Genomic DNA, 18,356 nt, shown 5'->3' with positions numbered 1-18,356 from the left:
TAAGCACCACGACAATGGGACGTACCGCACGAAGGAGAACATGATGGCCAAGTACCTGCTGCTCAAGCACTACCGGGGCAACCCCGCGGCGGTCAATGACGTGCCGATGGATCAGTGGACGCCCGAAGAGGTCTCCGCGCACATCAAATACATGAACGACTTCGCCAAGCGGCTCGAGGGCACCGGCGAGTACGTGGACGGTCAGGCGCTCTCCCCCGAGGGCACGTTCGTCCGGTACGACGGTGAGGGGCGGCCGCCGATCACCGACGGGCCGTTCGCCGAGACCAAGGACCTGATCGCCGGCTGGATGGTCATCGACGTCGACAGCTACGAGCGGGCGGTCGAGCTCGCCGGTGAGCTGTCGGCGGCCCCGGGCGCCGGCGGCAAGCCGATCCACGAGTGGCTCGAGCTGCGCCCCTTCCTGCACGCGCCCCCGACCATCACGGAGTGACCCCTGACGTGGACGAGGCCCTGCTGCGGTCCCTCACCCCCACGGTGATCGGCGTCCTCGTCCGCCGCGGAGCTGACTTCGCGGCGGCCGAGGACGCCGTCCAGGACGCCCTGGTCGAGGCGGTCCGGGTGTGGCCCGACGAGCCGCCCCGCGACCCGAAGGGCTGGTTGGTCACCGTCGCCTGGCGGAAGTTCCTCGACGCCGCCCGGGCCGACACCTCCCGCCGGCGCCGCGAGGACGAGGTGGAGCGCGAGCCGGCGCCCGGCCCCGCCGAGGCGACCGACGACACGCTCCGGCTCTATTTCCTCTGCGCGCACCCGTCGCTGACGCCGGCGTCGGCCGTCGCGCTGACGCTGCGCGCGGTCGGCGGCCTGACCACGCGGCAGATCGCGCAGGCCTACCTCGTACCCGAGGCGACCATGGCGCAGCGGATCAGTCGGGCGAAGAAGACGGTCTCGGGTGTACGGCTCAACGAGCCCGGCGACGTCGGCACCGTGCTGCGGGTGCTCTACCTGGTCTTCAACGAGGGCTACTCGGGCGACGTCGACCTGGCCGCCGAGGCGATCCGGCTCACCCGCCAGCTCGCGGCGATGACCCCGCACGAGGAGGTCGCGGGGCTGCTCGTGCTGATGCTGCTGCACAACGCCCGCCGCCCGGCCCGGACCCGGGCCGACGGCTCGCTCGTCCCGCTGGCCGAGCAGGACCGCGGCCTGTGGGACACCGCGGCGATCGCCGAGGGCGTGCACATCCTGCAGGCGGCGCTCGCCCGTGACCGGCTGGGCGAGTTCCAGGCTCAGGCCGCGATCGCCGCGCTGCACGCCGACGCGCAGGCGGCCGCGGAGACCGACTGGGTGCAGATCGTCGAGTGGTACGACGAGTTGCTGGCGCTCAACGACAACCCGGTCGCCCGGCTCAACCGCGCCGTCGCGGTCGGTGAGGCCGACGGCCCGCGGGCCGGCCTCGCGGCACTGGCGAAGCTCGACCCGGCGCTGCCCCGGCACACCGCGGCGGCGGCCTACCTGCACGAGCGCGCGGGCGACCCCGCCACGGCGGCCCGGCTCTACGCGGAGGCCGCCCGGTCGGCGCCCAACCTGGCCGAGCGGGACCACCTCACCCGCCAGGCCGCCCGCCTCAACGCGACCCTCCGCGCCTAACCGCCCGAAAACTCCCGCACGAGCGCGTCGCCCATCGCGAGGATCGCGTCGCGCCGCTCGACGCGGGCGACCCAGTCCGCCGGCAGGGCCTCCTCGCCATGCCAGGCGCCGAGCAGGTGGCCGGCGATCGCCGCGGTGGAGTCGCTGTCGCCCGAGTGGTTGACCGCCGCGCGCAGCGCCCGCCGCACGTCGTCCGGATGGGCGAGCGCCGCGTAGACGCCGATGGCCAGCGCCTCCTCGGCCACCCAGCCGCCGCCGAGCGTCTCGACCCGCTCGGGCGTGACCGCCCTGTCCAGCGCCAGCGCGGCCGTCAGGGCGGCGGTGACCTCGCCGTGCGCCGGCCGTCGTCCCACCAGGTCGAGCGCGACCTCGACCGCTTCGGGCAGGTCACGACCGTCGACCACCAACGCGTACGTGATGGCCGCGAACGCACCCGCCGCCAGGTAGCCCGACGGATGCCCGTGTGTCTGCACCGCGCACGCCACGGCCACGTCGAACACCCGCTCGATCGTCCATCGTGGATCGAACCCGAACGGCGCGGAGCGCATCACGGCGCCGCAGCTCGGCCGGCGGTCCCGGCCGTCGGTGATCAGCGCCGGCTCGCCGAGCAGGTCGGTCACACCGTAGAGCCCGAATCGTTCCCTTATCCGATGACTGGAAGGGAATTCGACCGGATTGCCCAATGCGTCCCCGATCGCACCGCCGATCAGACAGCCCCGCACCTGTGATCGGTATGACATCAGGGCATCCTAGATCCCGAAATAGTTGCTGCCAGGCATGGTTTCGATGAACGGTGGTACGGTCTGCCGGCTGGCCGCATCCCGACCCGGCCGGCCTGGTCACCGGGGAGGGTATGAATGGGACTCACGGCCGCCGAGGGCGAGCGCATCGCGGCGCTGCTCGACACCCAGGCCGACAAGCTGACGGCGAGCTGGACCGACGCGGTCGCGGCGCCGTTGCGCGGTCGGCTGACCAGGGCCGAGCTGCAGCGGCAGGTGCAGGACCTGCATCGCGCGATCGTCGAGGCGCTGCGCGCCGGCGCGTTCGACCTCACCGACGAGAGGTCCGCTGACCTGCGCGCGACGCTCGTCGAGCTGTCCCGCGGCCGGGCCCGGCAGGGCTTCACCGCCTCCGAGACCGCCGTCACCGTCTTCGGGCTCAAGCAGGCGCTGTTCGACGTGGTCGACGTGCGCGGCGGCGACGCCCAGGTGCTGGCCGACCTGCTGGCGGTCGGCCAGGTCATCGACGACCTGGGCCTGTTCACCTTCGAGACGTACGCGAAGGCCCGTGAAGGTCTGATCGCCGACCAGGCCGAGCAGCTCCTGGAGCTGGCGACGCCGGTGGTCAAGCTGTGGGAGGGCGTGGTCGCGATCCCGCTGGTCGGCACGCTCGACTCGGCGCGTGCCCAGGTGGTGATGGAACGGCTGCTGGAGACGCTGGTCGAGACCGGCTCGCCGTACGCCATCATCGACATCACCGGCGTTCCCGCCGTTGACACCCAGGTCGCGCAGCACATCCTCAAGACCGTGGTCGCCGCCCGGCTGATGGGTGCCGAGTGCATCATCTCCGGCATCCGCCCGCAGATCGCCCAGACCATCGTCGCGCTCGGCATCGAGTTCGGTGACATCGCCACGAAGGCGACGCTGGCCGACGCGCTGCGCCACGCGCTGCGGCTGATCGAGGCGACCCGCAAGGCGAGGAGCAACTGATGGATCGCGTACCGGTCCTCAAGATCGGTGATCTGCTGCTCGTCTCCATCCAGGTGGACATGCAGGACCAGACCGCGCTCGCCCTCCAGGAGGACCTGGCGGAGCGGATCGTCGCGACGGGCTGCCACGGCGTGATCATCGACATCACCGCACTCGACATCGTCGACTCGTTCGTCGGCCGGATGCTCTCGTCGATCGCCTCGATCTCGCGCGTGCTCGACGCCGAGACCGTGGTCGTCGGCATGCGCCCGGCGGTGGCGATCACCCTGGTGGAGCTGGGTCTCTCGCTCGACGGCATCCGCACGGCGCTCAACGTCGAGCGGGGCATCGAGCTGCTGGCCCAGGCCCGCGAGCCCGAGACCCCCGACGACCTGGGCATCGACCTCGACCTCGACCGCTTCGGCCCGGCGACGTCGTGACCACCGACGTCGGCCTCGGCGAGCCGCAGCTCGTCACGATCGCCGCCGACGAGGACGTGGTCCGGGTGCGGCAGCTCGTGCGTACGGTCGCGGTCGCCGCCAAGCTCTCGCTCGTCGACCAGACCAAGCTGGTCACCGCCGCGAGCGAGCTGGCCCGCAACACCCTGGTGTACGGCGGAGGCGGCGGCGCCGAGGTGACCGTCGTCGACAGCGGCCGGCGCAAGGGCATCCGGATCGTGTTCGCCGACGACGGCCCGGGCATCGCGGACCTCGACCTGGCGCTCACCGACGGCTACACCACCGGCGGCGGGCTCGGCCTCGGCCTGTCCGGAGCGCGCCGGCTGGTCGACGAGTTCGACATCGACACCGCGGCGGGCCGGGGCACCCGGATCACCGTCACGAAATGGGCGCGGTAGCGGTGACCCGCGCGAGCGGGCTCGTCGACGGTGGACTCTGGTTCCGGCTCGAGGAGGCCGGCGCGGTCAGTGCCGTGCGCCGGGCCGCGCAGGAGATCGGCGCGGAGGTCGGGCTCGACGAGGGGAAGGTCGGCGGGCTCGCGATCGTGGCCACCGAGCTGGCCAGCAACCTGGTCAAGCACGCCGACGAGGGCCGCCTGCTGGTGCGCCCGGTGCGCTCCGGCGAGGCCGCCGGGGTCGAGCTCGTCGCGATCGACGCCGGCCCCGGGATGAGCGACCTGACGCGCTCGGCCCGCGACGGCCACTCCACCGCCGGCACCCTCGGCATCGGGCTCGGCGCGATCGCCCGCCAGGCCGGCTGGCTCGACATGAGCTCCGTCGAGGGCCGCGGCACGGTGGCGGTGGCGCAGGTCTGGCCCGGTCCCGCGCCGGAGCCGTTCGCCGCCTCCGCGGTCAGCCGGGCGATGAGCGGCGAGGAGGTGTGCGGCGACGGCTACGTCGTGCGTACCGTCGGCGACCGCCTGCAGGTGCTGGTCTCCGACGGCCTCGGGCACGGTCCGTTGGCGGCCGCGGCCACGCGGGCGGTGGTGCAGGCCTTCCACGCCGCGCCGCCGGGGCCGCCGGCCGCCGTGGTCGAACACCTCCACCGTTCCGTGCGGCACACCCGGGGCGCGGCCGTCGCGGTCGCCCAGCTCGACGACGGCGAGATCCGGTACGCCGGCCTCGGCAACATCTCCGGCTTCCTGGTCGACGACACCACCCGGCGCGGGCTGGTCTCCCTGCCCGGCATCACCGGTCACCAGCGGCGGGCCGTCCGCGAGTACGGGTATCCCGCGGCACCGGGCGCGCTGCTGATCATGCACTCGGACGGCGTCGTCGACCGGTGGAACCTCGACGACTATCCCGGCCTGCGTGGCCGGTCGCCGCAACTGGTCGCGGCCACCCTGCTGCGCGACGCCGGGGTGCGCCGGGACGACGCGTGTGTGCTGGTGGCGAGGACCTCTTGATGACCACGCGCCTGTTGCAGCTCGTGCTGCGTACCGAGTCCGACGTGTTCGTCGCCCGGCAGCGGGCCCGCGAGGTCGCGGCCGCCGTCGGTCTCGAACGGCAGGACCAGGTGCGGCTGGCGACGGCGCTCAGCGAGGTCGGCCGCACGCTGTTCACGGACCGCGGCGGGCCGCCGGCGACCGGCGCCGAAGTGTGGTTCGGCGTCGACGATGGGACACTTCACGTCGAGGTCGTCGCGATCGGCCCGACCCAGGCGCAGCAACTGCCCAGCCTCGGCCGGCTCGTCGACAGCCTCACGATCGACGACGGACCGACGACGACGGTGGTGCGGATGAGCCGGCGGATCCCCGTCGGGGCCCAGCTCGACCAGGCCGGCCTCGACCGCATCCGTGCGGAGCTGGCCGCCTCGGCGCCACGCACGCCGCTCGACGAGATGGCCGAGCAGAACGAGCAGCTGCTCTCGGCGCTCGAGGAGACCCGCGCCCACCGCGACGAGCTCGCCCGCCTCAACGCCGAGCTCGAGGAGACCAACCGCGGCGTGATGGCGCTCTACAACCAGCTCTCCGACGAGCTGGAGGAGACCAACCGCGGCGTGGTGGCGCTCTACGCCGAGCTGGACGAGCGGTCGGCGCAGCTCCGCGCGGCGAGCGAGGCCAAGACCCGGTTCCTGGCCAACGTCAGCCACGAGCTGCGGGCGCCGGTCACGGCGGTGATCGGGCTGGCCCGGCTGCTCGACGACCCGGAGTCCGACCCGCTGACCGAGGACCAGTCCCGCCAGGTCGGGCTGATCCGGGGCTCCGCCGCCGACCTGCTGCGGCTGGTCAACGACCTGCTCGACCTGGCCAAGGCGGAGTCCGGCACGATCCAGCCGGAATGGTCCGATGTGGACCTGGGTGCGGTGTTCAGCCAGCTGCGCGGCACGGTGCGCGCGCTCGCGGTGCCGTCCGTGGAGCTGGTGGTGGTCGACCCCGGGCCGGCGACCATCCGCTCCGACGAGGTGCTGCTCGCGCAGGTGCTGCGCAACCTGCTGCACAACGGGCTGAAGTTCACGGTCGACGGCGAGGTGCGGATGACCGCCTCGCGGGTCGACGAGGACTGGCTGATCCAGGTCACCGACACCGGCGTCGGCATCGCGCCCGAGCTGCACGACCGGATCTTCGAGGAGTTCTACCAGGTGCCCGGCCGCTCCCCCACGGGCGCGCCCGGCACCGGCCTCGGCCTCCCGTACGCCCGGCGCCTGGTCACGCTGCTCGGCGGCACGCTCACCGTGGCGAGCGAGCCCGGCGCGGGCAGCACGTTCACGGTCCGGTTGCCGGCAGGCGGCGATGGAACACCCTGAGTCCACGACCGTCCTCGTCGTCGACGACAGCGACGCCAAGCGCTACCTGCTGGTCCGCTGGCTGACCCGGGCCGGCCTGCGGGTGGTCGAGGCCGACAGCGGCACCGCGGCGCTGGACCGGATCGCGGCCGGCGACATCGACCTGGTCGTGCTCGACGTGCGGCTGGGCGACATGAGCGGCTTCGAGGTCGCCGAAAAGATCAAGTCGCACCCGACGCTGGCGGCCACGCCGGTGATCCACGTGTCGGCGCACGCGGTCGACGTCGCCGACCGGGCGCAGGGCCTGACCCGCGGCGCCGACGCGTACCTGGCCGAGCCGATCGAGCCCGACGAGCTGGTCGCGACCGCCCACGCGGTGCTGCGCTACTACCGGGCGCGGCGGCACGCGGAGTCGCTGGCCGCGGGGTTGACGCGGCTGGCCGAGACGACGGTCGCGGTGAACTCCGCGCGTACGCTCGCCCAGTTGCTGACGGCGGCGGCCGCGGGCGCGGCGGAGATCTTCGGCAGCGGCGCGGTGGTGGCCGCCGACACGGTCACGGCCGGCAGCTCGGCGGGTGACCGCCTGGTCGCGGCGGTGACCGACCCGGTGGCGCCGCCGGTGGTCCGGGAATGGCCGGCCACGGCGCTGGTCGTACCGGTGGGCGCCATGGTCCGCACCGACGCGGCCACGAACTGGCCGCAGCTCACCTGGCCGACGGCCGCGGTGGCGGTCGGCACGGCCCGGCTGCGCGACGACCGCCCGCCGGTGCACGTGGCGGTGCCGGACGACGCGCTGCGCGAACTGGCCGACGTGCTGCGGCTGCTGGTGCAGGCGGTGGCGTCGGCGGTGGAGGCGCTGCGGACGTTCGACGAGGAGCACCGCATCGCGCTGACGCTGCAACGCAGCCTGCTGCCGCAACGGATCCCGCGGGTGCCGGGCTACGACCTCGCGGTGCGCTACGTGCCGGCCAGCGCGCAGACCGAGGTGGGCGGCGACTTCTACGAGCTGACGATGATCGACGGCTGCCTGCTGGCGGCGATCGGCGACGTCACGGGCCACTCCCTCTACGCGGCGACGGTCATGGCCGAGCTGCGGCACGCGGTCCGGGCGTACGCGGTCGAGGGCCACCCGCCTGGGGCGGTGCTGGCGAAGGCCGACCTGCTGCTGCGGGCGCTGCTCCCCGGCGAGCTGGCCACGATCTGCCTGCTCCTGCTGGACCCGGCCACGGGCGCCATCCGCCTGGCCAACGCGGGCCACCCACCACCGCTGCTCGTCACGGCGGCGGGCGCGTCCTATGTGGAACATCGCGCGCCGCTCCTCGGCCTCGACGCCCCCCGCCCCGCCGACCTGGACCTGCACCTGCCGCCCGGGGGCACGCTGGTGCTCTACACGGACGGCCTGGTCGAACGCCGCACGACCGACATCGACTCGGGCCTGGCGGCCCTGGCGACCTCGGCGGCGCAGGTCCCACCGGACCTGGAGGCATACGCGGACCGCGTCCTGTCGGACCTCACCACCACGGACGTCGGCGACGACATCGCCATCGTCGCCCTCCGGCGACACTGACGGTCACCCCGTCACGGCGGGATCAGCAGAGACCGTCGGCCAGGCGGGCGAACTCCGCGCGCGTCACGGTGCGCTGGACGTACCGGTCGTTGCGCCATTCGGTGATCAGGATCGTGTCCGGCGGGAGCGCGGGTAGTTCCGAGAGATCGAAGTGCACGGCCTCCGTCGTGAAGGCACTGTCCTCGTCGACTCCGTACATCCGGTAGGGCAGCCCCAACGCGCCAAGTTCCGCCACCTGCTCGCCCACCGGTGCGGTCGCGGGCCAGGTGCCGTCGTTCGGCACGGTGGCGTGGCGAAGGTGCGTGTCGAGTTCGGTCCGCGAGAGCGTGGCGTCGGTCAGTGCCCAGAGCACGACGACCTCGGGGCGGTTGTCGCCGCACCAGACGATCTCCGCCGTCGGTTGACCGCGTTCGTCCACCGACACGCCGGTGACGCCCAACCTGACAGGCCAGCACGCGCTCAGAGCGGCGATCAGCACCGCCGCCGCACACGCCCCCGCGATCCGCCCCGCGGCCATACCGGAATGGTCGCGCCCGAAGGCCATGGTGGCGTCGCGATCCGATCACGAAGCGGCGTAGCTTCGCGGGCCGCCGACCTGGTCACCCCGGCGGGGAGACTAGGCTCCGGACGTGGCGAGGTACTTCGACGTGCATCCGGAGAATCCCGCGCCGCGGGCGATCGGGCAGGTGGTCGATCTCGTCAACGGCGGTGGGCTGATCGCGTATCCCACCGACTCGCTCTACGCACTCGGGTGCCGGCTCGGCAACGCCGATGGTGTCGAGCGGATCCGGCGCGTCCGGCAGCTCGACGGGCACCACCATTTCACCCTCGTCTGCCGCGACTTCAGCCAGCTCGGCCAGTTCGTGCACATCAACAACGCGCGGTTCCGGGCGGTGCGGGCCGCGACGCCCGGTGGCTACACGTTCATCCTCCCGGCCACCAAGGAGGTGCCGCGCCGCTGGCAGCACCCCCGGAAGAAGACCGTCGGCGTACGCATCCCGGACCACGTCGTGACCCAGGCCCTGCTCGCCGCCCTCGACGAGCCGCTCGTGTCGAGCTCGCTGCTGCTGCCCGGCGACGACGAGCCGATGACGCAGGGCTGGGAGATCAAGGAACGGCTGGACCACGTCATCGACGGAGTCGTCGACGCCGGCGACTGCGGCACCGTGCCGACCACCGTCGTCGACTGGAGTGACGACGAGCCCGTCGTCCTCCGCCGCGGCACCGGCGACCCGAGCCGGTTCGAATAGGCGCTCAGCAGGCGCAGCGGGCGGTGCGCCGCAGCGCAGGCGCCGCGGCGGCCGCCTTCTTCACCTCGGCCAGCATCCGTGCCCGGTCGGCCGGCGAGAGCACGCACCCGCGCACCACGACCGAGTGGATCCGGGTCGTGTTGCGGATGTCCCGCAGCGGGTCGGCGTCGAGCAGCACCAGGTCGGCGACGTTGCCCCGGGCGATCGTGCCGCGGTCGCGGACACCGAGATAACGGGCCGGCTCCAGCGTCGCGGTCTGCAGCACGCGCATGTTCGACAGCCCGGCCTGGGCGAGCCGGACCAGCTCGTCGTGCAGGCTGAAGCCGGGCATCAGGAAGGCGGTGCCGTTGTCGGTGCCGGCCATCAGCGGCACCCCGGCCCGGTCCAGGTCGTGCACGAGGCGCAGCCGCCGCTCGTAGATCTCGCGACCACGGGCGTCCTGCTCCGGCGTACGCCCGTTCAAGTAGATCGCGTCGAGCGCGTAATGCCAGAACTCGCGCGTGGCGGCCGGGAAGTACGCGTACCGCGGATCGTTCATCGGCGTCTCGCCCGGCCGGTCGGTGAACGTGTGCAGCATGAGCGTCGGCGTCACCCGCGTGCCGTTGCGGGCCAGCCGGGCGAACACGGCCGTGGCCTTCCGCCGGTCGTAGCTGCGGGCGGCCGCGTACTCGTAGGGGTGCATCTTGTTGAGCCAGCCGTTGTACTCGCCACCCGCGATCGGCACCGACGCGACCAGGCGCCGCAGTGACTCCTCGCGGCTCGACGTGTCGTACCAGACCTGGAAGAGGTGCTCGATGCTGGCGAGACCGACGTCGCTCGCCTCGGTCATCTGCACGAAGTCGGACAGGTGCCCGAGGAACGGGATCCGCTGCCGCCGCGCCTCGTCGGCGATGGCGAAGAAGGCCGCGCGGGACAGTCGAGTGTAGACCTTGATGAAGTCGGCGCCCGCGTCCTTCTGCGCGCGCACCGTCGCGCGCGCCTCGGCCGCGGTCGCGACGCTGATGTACGGCGCGCCGAGCCCTTCCCACAACGACGGCGCGCCGTCGACGATCGGGCTCCCGATCGTCCACCGTGGACCGAGTCGCGTGCCCGCCTCGATCTCGCGACGCCACCGGCTCGTGTCCTCGTTGGCGCTCATGTCCCGCACCGTGGTGACGCCGTTGACGACGTGCAGCGGCACCTCGATCTCCGCGCCGTCGAACGTGTGGTTGTGCATGTTCGCGAGGCCGGGGATCAGGTAGCGGCCGCGGCCGTCGACGACGTGCGCGCCGGGCACCGCACCGGCGACCCGGCTCGGCTCCACCGCGATGATGCGGTCGCCGCGCAGCAGCACGGTCATGTCCCGCTTCGCGGGCGCCCCGGTCGCGTCGATGACGGTGACGTGGGTGATGGCGGTGACGGCGTCGTCGGCGGCGGAACGCGGAGCGGCGGTGGCCCGCCCGCCCGGGCCGACCGCCGCGCCCGCGGCCAGCCCGGCCGCACCGGCGAGCACCGCGCGTCGAAAGATGTTCATGGCGTACCCCTTCGGGTTCGTTGGTCGTGCCATCACGATCTCCCGCCACACAGGAACGGGTCATTGCCGCAGGCAGGCCAATCGAGGGTGGGGAAAGCCATACCGGCATCTCCATCTGTTCACCCGCACCTTGCCTCGGGGCTTTCCGGGCTCAGCAGGATCGGCGGGAAAAACCGATCCCAGGAGGAACCTGAATGTCCCGCTGGCAACGACGTGCCGTGACGGCGCTCGCCGCCACCGTCGCCCTGAGCGGGGTGGCCGGCCTGACCGCCGGCGTGCCCGCGGCGGCGAAACCCGCGAAGACCTTGGACCTGCAGGCCCACCGTGGCGGCCTCGGCCTGCGCGTGGAGAACACGCTGGCGTCCTTCGGCAAAGCGCTCCAGCTCGGCGTGTCCACGCTGGAGCTCGACGTGCAGATCACCGAGGACGGTCAGGCCGTGGTCACCCACGACCGCCGGACAACCGGCGCGAAGTGCAAGGACACCGCCCCGGCGTTCCCGGGTGACCCGGAGTTCCCGTACATCGGGAAGTATGTCAACACGCTGTCGCTGGCCCAGGTCCGCACGCTCGACTGCGGCAGCCTGACGCTGGCCGACAAACCGGGTCAGGTCGCGGTGCCCGGTGCGAGGATGCCGCTGCTCAGCGAGGTCTTCGCGCTGGTCAACCGCTACCAGGCCCGCGACGTCATGCTCAACGTGGAGACCAAGGTCGAGGCCGGCGCGCCGACCGAGACCGCGCCGCGCGAGCAGTTCGTCCAGGTCACGGCCCGTGAGGTGCGCAACGCCGGCCTGCTGAAGCAGGTCACGATCCAGAGCTTCGACTGGGGCGCGTTGATGCGCATGCGCCAGGTCGAGCCGCGCCTGCCGATCGTCGCCCTGACCAACATCGACTTCCTGCAGACCGGCAAGCCGGGCACGTCCCCGTGGCTGGGCGGGATCGACATCGACGACTTCGGTGGCGACCCGATCAAGGCGATCAAGAGCTTCGGCGTGAAGACCTTCTCGCCGGTGCACGGCACGCCGCAGAACGGCACGGTGAACGACGCCAACTACGTGCCGTACGTGACCAAGGCGATGGTCGACCACGCGCACCGCAACGGCATCACGGTCGTGCCGTGGACGATCGACGACGTGCCGACGATGACCAAGCTGATCAACGACGGCGTCGACGGCATGATCACGGACTACCCGGACCGGCTGCGCACCCTGCTGGGCCAGATGCGGTTCAAGCTGCCGAAGGCGTACGCGTCGCCGTTCGACGTGCAGGCCCACCGCGGCGGCCGCGCCGACCTGCCGGAGAACACCCTGCCGGCGTTCGCTCGTGCCCTGTCGAACCGCGCGATCTCGACGCTCGAGTTCGACACGGGCGTCACGAAGGACGGCAAGCTGGTCGTGATCCACGACCGGACGATCAACGGCTCGCACTGCATCGACACGGCACCGGTGCGGCCGCGGGACCCGATGTTCCCGTACGTCGGCAAGCGCGTCCACGACCTGACGCTGGCGCAGATCAAGACCATCGACTGTGGCACGAAGACGCTGCCGGAGCTGCCGAACCAGGTGCCGGCGCCGGGCGCCCGGATCCCCACCCTCGACGAGGTCTTCTCGCTGGTCAAGGGCAGTGACCGCCCCGACGTCCGGATGAACATCGAGACCAAGATCAGCCCGACGGCGAACGACACCGAGGCCTTCGGCCCGTTCACCGCCAAGCTGGTCAAGGCGATCGAGAAGGCGCGCTTCGAGGACCGGGTGACGATCCAGTCGTTCGACTGGCGCACGATCATCCGGGCGCGCGAGCTCAACAGGAAGATCGAGACGGTCGCCCTGGTCTGGCAGTACGGCCCGGCCGAGTGCGCCACGCTCGCGGACGAGTGCTCGCTCCAGGCCGTGTACGGCGACAAGTCGGTCAAGAGCCCGTGGACGGGCGGCCTGGACTGGTGGAAGCACCGGGACCTGGGCAAGCTGGTTCGCGCGGCGGGCGCCGGCACGGTCTCGGCGAACTGGCAGGTCCACGACCCGACCCAGGGCACGGTCGCCGACGCCGACTGGTACCTGCGCCAGGACCCGACCTACTACCACGGCCCGGACGTCCCGGTGCTCCAGCGCCGCGACAACCTCAAGGTGGTGCCCTACACGGTGGACGACCCGGCCATCATGCAGCGGGTCATCGACCTGGGCGTCGACGGCATCATCACGGACAACCCGAACCTCCTGATCCAGGTCGCGATCCGCAACGGCCTGCGCTGACGGCATCAAAGCGCCCGTCGACCACGGTCGGCGGGCGCTTCGCCATGTCCGGCCTCGGCCGCCGAGGTCGTGATCTCACCGTTTCAGCCGGTCAGCCGATGCCGATCGGCTGAACCCATGGTTGTGCGGCCGTGCCATCATCCTGGGGGACATTCATGGGGGTGGAATCGACAGGTGGGCGGCTTCATCGACACCGCGCTCGGGTTTCCGGCTGTGTTATTCACCGTTCTGCTCGCCGTTGTCGTCTGTTACTGGATCCTGGTGCTCGCCGGTGGTCTGGATGCCGATGCCGACGGGTGGCTCGACGGCGCGCTCGAACGGATCGGGCTCGGTGGCACGCCCTCCAGCATCGTGCTGTCCATTGTGGTGGCGATCGCCTGGTTCGCCAGTCTGGTCGGCAGCGTCCTGCTCGGCGACCATCCCCTGCTCGAGATCCTCACCCTGCTGGCGAGTCTCGGCATCGGCTGGGCCGTCGCCACCCTCCTGCGGCGCCCCCTCGAGCGCTTCTTCCCCACCGCGCCCGAGGCGTCGCGGCATGACTTCGTCGGGCGGGAGTGCGTGATCCGCACCGGCCGGGTCGCCATCGACTTCGGGCAGGCCGAGGTGCACGCCGCCGACGGGTCCTCCGCCATCGTGCAGGTGCGCCAGACCGGCGCCGACGCGTTCGCGGCGGGCACCCGGGCGGTCATCTACGACTACGACGACGCCGGCGAGTTCTTCTGGGTCGTGCCGGCCGACCTCTCGGATCGATCGAAGGACCGTTGATGGACGTCATCTCGCTCGGGTTCCTCGTGCTCGTCCTGGTGCTCCTGCTCGTGCTCCTGGGCGTGCTGCTGCTGGTCAGCCGGCTGTTCAAGAAGGTCGAGCAGGGCAAGGCGCTGATCGTCTCGAAGACCCGCAAGGTCGACGTCACGTTCACCGGCGCCGTGGTGCTGCCGGTGTTCCACAAGGCCGAGGTCATGGACATCTCGGTGAAGACCATCGACGTCGAGCGGTCCGGCAACGACGGGCTGATCTGCCGCGACAACATCCGGGCCGACATCAAAATCGCCTTCTTCGTACGCGTGAACAAGACCGCCGAAGACGTGGTCAAGGTGGCCCAGGCGATCGGCACCGCGCGCGCGAGCGACCAGTCGACGCTCCAGGAACTGTTCAGCGCCAAGTTTTCCGAGGCCCTCAAGACGGTCGGCAAGCAACTCGACTTCGTCGACCTCTACACGAAGCGCGACGAGTTCCGCGACCGCATCATCGCCGTCATCGGCACCGACCTCAATGGATACTCGCTCGAGGACGCCGCCATCGACGTGCTGGAGCAGACGCCGATGGACCAGCTCGACCCGCGCAACATCCTCGACGCGCAGGGCATCCGGAAGATCACCGAGCTGACCGCCGCCGAACACGTGCGTACCAACGAGTTCCGGCGCAGCGAGGAGAAGGAGATCACGCGCCAAAACGTGGACGCGCGCGAAGCGATTCTCGAGCTGGAGCGCCGCCAGGCCGACGCGGAGATCAAGCAGAAGCGCGAGATCGACACCATCCGGGCCCGCGAGGAGGCCGAGACCGAGCTGGTCCGGGCCGAGCAGCGGCTGCGCTACAACGCGGCCAACCTGCGCACCGACGAGCAGCTCGGCGTTCAGAAGGAGAACCAGGCCCGGGAGATCGCGGTCGCGGAGAAAAACCGGGAACGCGTCATCGCGATCGAGACCGAGCGGATCGAGAAGGACCGCATGCTCGAGGTGATCGGCCGGCAACGGGAGACCGAGCTGTCGACGATCGCCAAGGACAAGGAGGTCGAGGCCGAGAAGCGGGCGATCGCCGAGGTGATCCGCGAGCGGATCGCGGTCGAGAAGACCGTGGCCGAGCAGGAGGAGCACATCAAGCGCCTCCGGGTCGTCGAGGAGGCCGAGCGGCTGCGCCAGTCGACCATCATCCAGGCCGAGGCGCAGGCCCAGGAGAATCTGGTACGCGACATCAAGGCCGCCGAAGCCGCCGAGACCGCCGCCAAGCACCGGGCCCGCGAGCAGCTCGTGCTGGCCGAGGCCCGGCAGCAGGCGGCCGAGCTCGACACCCGCGCGAAGATCCGGCTCGCCGAGGGCGCGCAGGCGGAGGCGGCCGCGGCCGGTCTCGCCGACGTGCAGGTGCGCGAGCGCGACGCCGAGGCCATCGAGAAGGTCGGCCGGGCCGAGGCCGTGGTCGAGCGGGAGAAGGCGATCGCCGCGGCCGAGGGCGTGCGCGAAAAGCTGAAGGGCGAGGCCGAGGGCCTCACCGAGAAGGCGGCCGCGATGGCCGCGCTCGACGACGCGACCCGCGAGCACGAGGAATACCGGCTGCGGCTGGAGGCCGAGAAGGAGATCCGGCTCGCCGGCATCGACGTGCAGCGGCAGGTGGCCGAGGCGCAGGCGACGATCGTCGGCAAGGGCCTGGAGAAGGCCGACATCGACATCGTCGGCGGCGACAGCATCTTCTTCGACCGGCTGATCGGCGCGATCTCGGTCGGCAAGAGCGTCGACGGCTTCGTGGGCAACTCGACCGTGGCCACGTCACTGGCCGGCCCTTGGCTCAACGGTGAGAGCAGCTTCGCCGACGACCTCGGCACGCTGCTCGGCAAGGTGAACACGGCCGACCTGACCAACCTCACGCTCTCGGCCTTCCTGCTGCAGCAGATCCGGGCAGGCGGCGACGATGCGGGCAAGCTGCGCGAGCTGCTGACGGCGGCCGAGAAGCTGGGCGTCGCCGACGCGCCGCTGTCCGCGCTCAACGCCAAGCCGCACCCGGTCGCCCGTGGCTGAGACGACCACCGAAACCCGGACCACCAGCCTGGACGCCGGCACCTACGAGGTGCTGCGCGACCGGCTGGTGGCGCGGTCCGCCGAGCTGGCCCGCCGGGCCGAAGAGCTCAACGCCCGGCGGCTGGCCGAGTTCGGCAGCACGGAGCTGCGCCTGGTCGGCACCGACCGGGTCCGCACCGAGCACAACTGCGTGCCGCGCGACATCGTGCCGGCCGCGGGCGTGATGCTGTTCGGCTACAACGTGTTCCTCGGCCTCAAGCCGGAGACCACGGTCGGCGACGTGTTCTCGTTGCACCGCTTCCTGCGCGACGGCGACGCGTTCCGCTTCGACGACGTGCCGCCGCAGGAGGTGCCCGGCCTCCTCGACGACGAGACCTTCCGGCGGGACTTCGCCGAGCTCTACCGCTACTACAAGGACACCCGCCTCGCCACGCTGCGCGAGGTCGACGGCAAGCTGCTCGCGGTCTTCCAGACCGGCCCGCGCACCGAGGACGTCAAGGTGCTGCGCTGGACGACCACGCCACTCGCCTATGTGGACAACCGCGGCGAGCGCGACCACGTGTTCCCGCCGAGCCACGACTTCGAGTGGGTCGAGACGACCCGCGACGACCACGTGCAGGGCCGGCACCCGCACATCTCCATCGCGGGCGAGGTGTTCGTCGAGACCGTCGGCGGCGACCTGACCCTCAAGGTGGAGGACAACACCGAGTCCGGCGAGGGCATCTACTCCGAGCCCGTCGAGCAGCCCTTGCAGAGCCTCGCCGACGCCGACGTGCACTGGGCCCGGGTCGGCCCGCTCATCCTGCTGCGCGTCCGCCCGTACAAGGAGAGCTCCTGGCGGCATCTGGTCTTCAACACCCGCACCAAGGGCGTGGTTCGGCTCGACGGCATCGGCCAGGCCTGCCAGCGGCTGCCCGAGGACCACGGCATCGTCTTCCCCGGCGGTTTCTACCTGACGACCGGCGTGGTGAAGACGTTCGAGACCGACACCGCCGACCTCGTCTTCGAGCGAGTGATCCGGTCACCCAACGGCGAGGACGTCCTGTTCGTCTTCCACGCGGTCGTCGAGGGACGCAGCCTGCTGCTTCCGTACAACCTGATCCGCAAGGAGGTGGCCAACCCGCTCTCCTGCCACGGGTACTCGCTCTTCGACGACGGCACGCTGGTCATCTTCCGGGCCACCTCCGACGAACCGACCCGGGTCCACCCGATGCAGGTGTGGCAGACCCCGTTCCAGTCCGACGCGTACGCCGCGCGCCAACCCGCCGGCACCGGAGCGCTGGCCCGCATCGGCAACGCCGACCTCGTCCGCGGCATCTCCGACGCGCTCTCGGTGAGCCGGATGGTCGGCGAGATGACCCCGTCGATCCCGGTGTACGAGGCCCTGATCGCCACCTGCGTCCGCGTCTTCGACCACTATCACTGGCTCGGCGAGGCGGAGCTGGGCGACCTGCGCACCCCGCTCGCCGAGGTGCGCGCGACCGCCGAGCAGGTGCTCGACGAGTACGAGAAGGTGCAGGCGCTGACCGCCGCCGCGGCGACCGCGCTCGACACCGCCGCAAGCGACATCGCCTCGCTGGTGCGCCGGGTCAACGGCGAGGTGCCCGCCGGCACCGACGGCTGGATCCAGCAGCTCGCCGAGTTGCGCCGCGCGCAAGGGCATCTGGAGACGCTGCGCGAGCTGCGCTACGTCGACCTCGCCCGGATCGACACCCTGGCGACGGAGCTGGCCGGCCAGCTCGACGCGGCCGCCCGGCGCGCGGTCGCCTTCCTCTCGCGGGAAGACGCGTTCACGGCCTATCACGACCAGGTCGAGCGGCTCGCCGCCGAGGGAGGCCAGGTGCCCACGGTGGCTGCGGCGGGCCCGGTCGGCGACAAGCTCACGGAACAGGCCGACGCGCTGCGGCTGGTGACCGACGTGGTCGGCACGCTCGACATCGCCGACGCGACCGTGCGCACCGCGATCCTCGAACGCATCGGCGAGGTGCTGGGCGGCGTCAACCGCGCCCGGGCCACCCTCGACGCCCGCCGCCGCGAGCTGGCCGCCGTCGAGGGCCGGGCCGGGTTCGCGGCCGAGTTCGCGCTGCTCAACCAGGCGGTGACCGGCGCGCTGGCGGCGGCCGACACCCCCGAGGCATGCGACGACCAGCTCGGCCGGCTGCTGCTGCAGGTCGAGAACCTGGAGTCGCGGTACGGCGAGTTCGACGACTTCCTGACCGAGCTGTCGGCCAAGCGCACCGACGTGTACGAGGCGTTCTCGGCCCGCAAACAGGCGCTGGTCGACGACCGCTCGCGGCGGGCCGACCGGCTGGTCGAGTCGGCCGACCGGATCCTGACCAGCGTGCGCCGTCGGGCGTCCACGATGGACACGCTCGACGACGTCAACACCTACTTCGCCGCCGACCCGATGGTGGCCAAGCTCCGCTCCGTCGCCGACGAGCTGCGGGCGCTCGGCGACGCCGTGCGCGGCGAGGAGCTCGACGGCCGGGTCAAGGCGGCCCGCCAGGAGGCCGGCC

General features: G+C 71.7%; 16 protein-coding genes. 13 read left to right on the top strand and 3 right to left on the bottom strand.

Annotated elements, in window-relative coordinates:
- Window positions 1-43: 43 nt before the first annotated feature.
- Window positions 44-451, top strand: coding sequence for a YciI family protein (locus tag Asi02nite_RS34070; protein ID WP_203718141.1), 408 nt, complete (start codon window positions 44-46; stop codon window positions 449-451).
- An 8-nt stretch (window positions 452-459) separates the two neighbouring features.
- Window positions 460-1,605: an RNA polymerase sigma factor gene (locus tag Asi02nite_RS34065; RefSeq protein WP_203718154.1), complete on the top strand. Its 1,146-nt coding sequence runs from the start codon at window positions 460-462 to the stop codon at window positions 1,603-1,605.
- Here Asi02nite_RS34065 and Asi02nite_RS34060 read toward each other — a convergent pair.
- On the bottom strand, window positions 1,602-2,345 hold the full coding sequence (locus Asi02nite_RS34060; RefSeq protein ID WP_203718140.1) for an ADP-ribosylglycohydrolase family protein: 744 nt from the start codon (window positions 2,343-2,345) through the stop codon (window positions 1,602-1,604). The genes Asi02nite_RS34065 and Asi02nite_RS34060 overlap by 4 nt on opposite strands.
- A 117-nt stretch (window positions 2,346-2,462) precedes the next feature.
- Here Asi02nite_RS34060 and Asi02nite_RS34055 point away from each other — a divergent pair, with 117 nt between their 5' ends.
- Genes Asi02nite_RS34055 through Asi02nite_RS34030 form a run of 6 tightly spaced genes read left to right on the top strand, consistent with a single transcriptional unit; the run spans window position 2,463 to window position 8,042 of the window.
- Window positions 2,463-3,314 (top strand): STAS domain-containing protein, encoded by an 852-nt coding sequence (locus Asi02nite_RS34055; RefSeq protein WP_203718139.1) that lies wholly within the window; start codon window positions 2,463-2,465, stop codon window positions 3,312-3,314.
- On the top strand, window positions 3,314-3,733 hold the full coding sequence (locus tag Asi02nite_RS34050; RefSeq protein ID WP_203718138.1) for an STAS domain-containing protein: 420 nt from the start codon (window positions 3,314-3,316) through the stop codon (window positions 3,731-3,733). Before Asi02nite_RS34055 ends, Asi02nite_RS34050 begins: the two co-directional genes overlap by 1 nt.
- Window positions 3,730-4,149 (top strand): ATP-binding protein, encoded by a 420-nt coding sequence (locus Asi02nite_RS34045; protein WP_203718137.1) that lies wholly within the window; start codon window positions 3,730-3,732, stop codon window positions 4,147-4,149. The genes Asi02nite_RS34050 and Asi02nite_RS34045 overlap by 4 nt, the downstream gene beginning before the upstream one ends.
- Window positions 4,137-5,156, top strand: coding sequence for a SpoIIE family protein phosphatase (locus Asi02nite_RS34040; protein ID WP_203718136.1), 1,020 nt, complete (start codon window positions 4,137-4,139; stop codon window positions 5,154-5,156). Before Asi02nite_RS34045 ends, Asi02nite_RS34040 begins: the two co-directional genes overlap by 13 nt.
- Window positions 5,156-6,496: a sensor histidine kinase gene (locus Asi02nite_RS34035; RefSeq protein ID WP_203718135.1), complete on the top strand. Its 1,341-nt coding sequence runs from the start codon at window positions 5,156-5,158 to the stop codon at window positions 6,494-6,496. Before Asi02nite_RS34040 ends, Asi02nite_RS34035 begins: the two co-directional genes overlap by 1 nt.
- The gene (locus Asi02nite_RS34030; RefSeq protein WP_203718134.1) at window positions 6,483-8,042 is read left to right on the top strand and encodes a SpoIIE family protein phosphatase; all 1,560 of its coding nucleotides are present in this window, start codon (window positions 6,483-6,485) and stop codon (window positions 8,040-8,042) included. Before Asi02nite_RS34035 ends, Asi02nite_RS34030 begins: the two co-directional genes overlap by 14 nt.
- Window positions 8,043-8,064: 22 nt before the next feature.
- Here the strand turns inward: Asi02nite_RS34030 and Asi02nite_RS34025 are convergent, their stop codons facing one another.
- Complete coding sequence (locus Asi02nite_RS34025; protein WP_203718133.1) at window positions 8,065-8,559, bottom strand: hypothetical protein; 495 nt, start codon at window positions 8,557-8,559, stop codon at window positions 8,065-8,067.
- Between the two features lie 112 nt (window positions 8,560-8,671).
- On the opposite strand from Asi02nite_RS34025, the gene Asi02nite_RS34020 reads away from it, so the two are divergent.
- Window positions 8,672-9,292, top strand: coding sequence for an L-threonylcarbamoyladenylate synthase (locus Asi02nite_RS34020; RefSeq protein ID WP_203718132.1), 621 nt, complete (start codon window positions 8,672-8,674; stop codon window positions 9,290-9,292).
- Window positions 9,293-9,296: 4 nt separating this feature from the next.
- Here Asi02nite_RS34020 and Asi02nite_RS34015 read toward each other — a convergent pair whose 3' ends face one another.
- Entirely contained in the window at window positions 9,297-10,805 is a 1,509-nt protein-coding gene (locus Asi02nite_RS34015; protein WP_203718131.1) for an amidohydrolase family protein, read from the bottom strand.
- Window positions 10,806-11,023: 218 nt separating this feature from the next.
- On the opposite strand from Asi02nite_RS34015, the gene Asi02nite_RS34010 reads away from it, so the two are divergent.
- The 4 genes from Asi02nite_RS34010 to Asi02nite_RS33995 form a co-directional block, all read left to right on the top strand.
- A complete protein-coding gene (locus Asi02nite_RS34010; protein WP_239127415.1) occupies window positions 11,024-13,051 on the top strand; it encodes a glycerophosphodiester phosphodiesterase family protein in 2,028 nt (675 codons plus the stop codon).
- A 213-nt stretch (window positions 13,052-13,264) separates the two neighbouring features.
- Entirely contained in the window at window positions 13,265-13,816 is a 552-nt protein-coding gene (locus Asi02nite_RS34005) for a hypothetical protein (RefSeq protein WP_239127414.1), read from the top strand.
- Entirely contained in the window at window positions 13,816-15,840 is a 2,025-nt protein-coding gene (locus Asi02nite_RS34000; protein WP_203718128.1) for a flotillin family protein, read from the top strand. The genes Asi02nite_RS34005 and Asi02nite_RS34000 overlap by 1 nt, the downstream gene beginning before the upstream one ends.
- A partial coding sequence (locus tag Asi02nite_RS33995; RefSeq protein ID WP_203718127.1) for a DNA repair ATPase occupies window positions 15,833-18,356 on the top strand: 2,524 nt, incomplete at its 3' end. The genes Asi02nite_RS34000 and Asi02nite_RS33995, both read left to right, overlap by 8 nt.

This window comes from Asanoa siamensis, from assembly GCF_016862555.1.
Lineage (GTDB): Bacteria > Actinomycetota > Actinomycetes > Mycobacteriales > Micromonosporaceae > Asanoa > Asanoa siamensis.
Note: the sequence above shows the minus strand (reverse complement) of the source record. Positions and strands in the feature narration are given on the sequence as shown.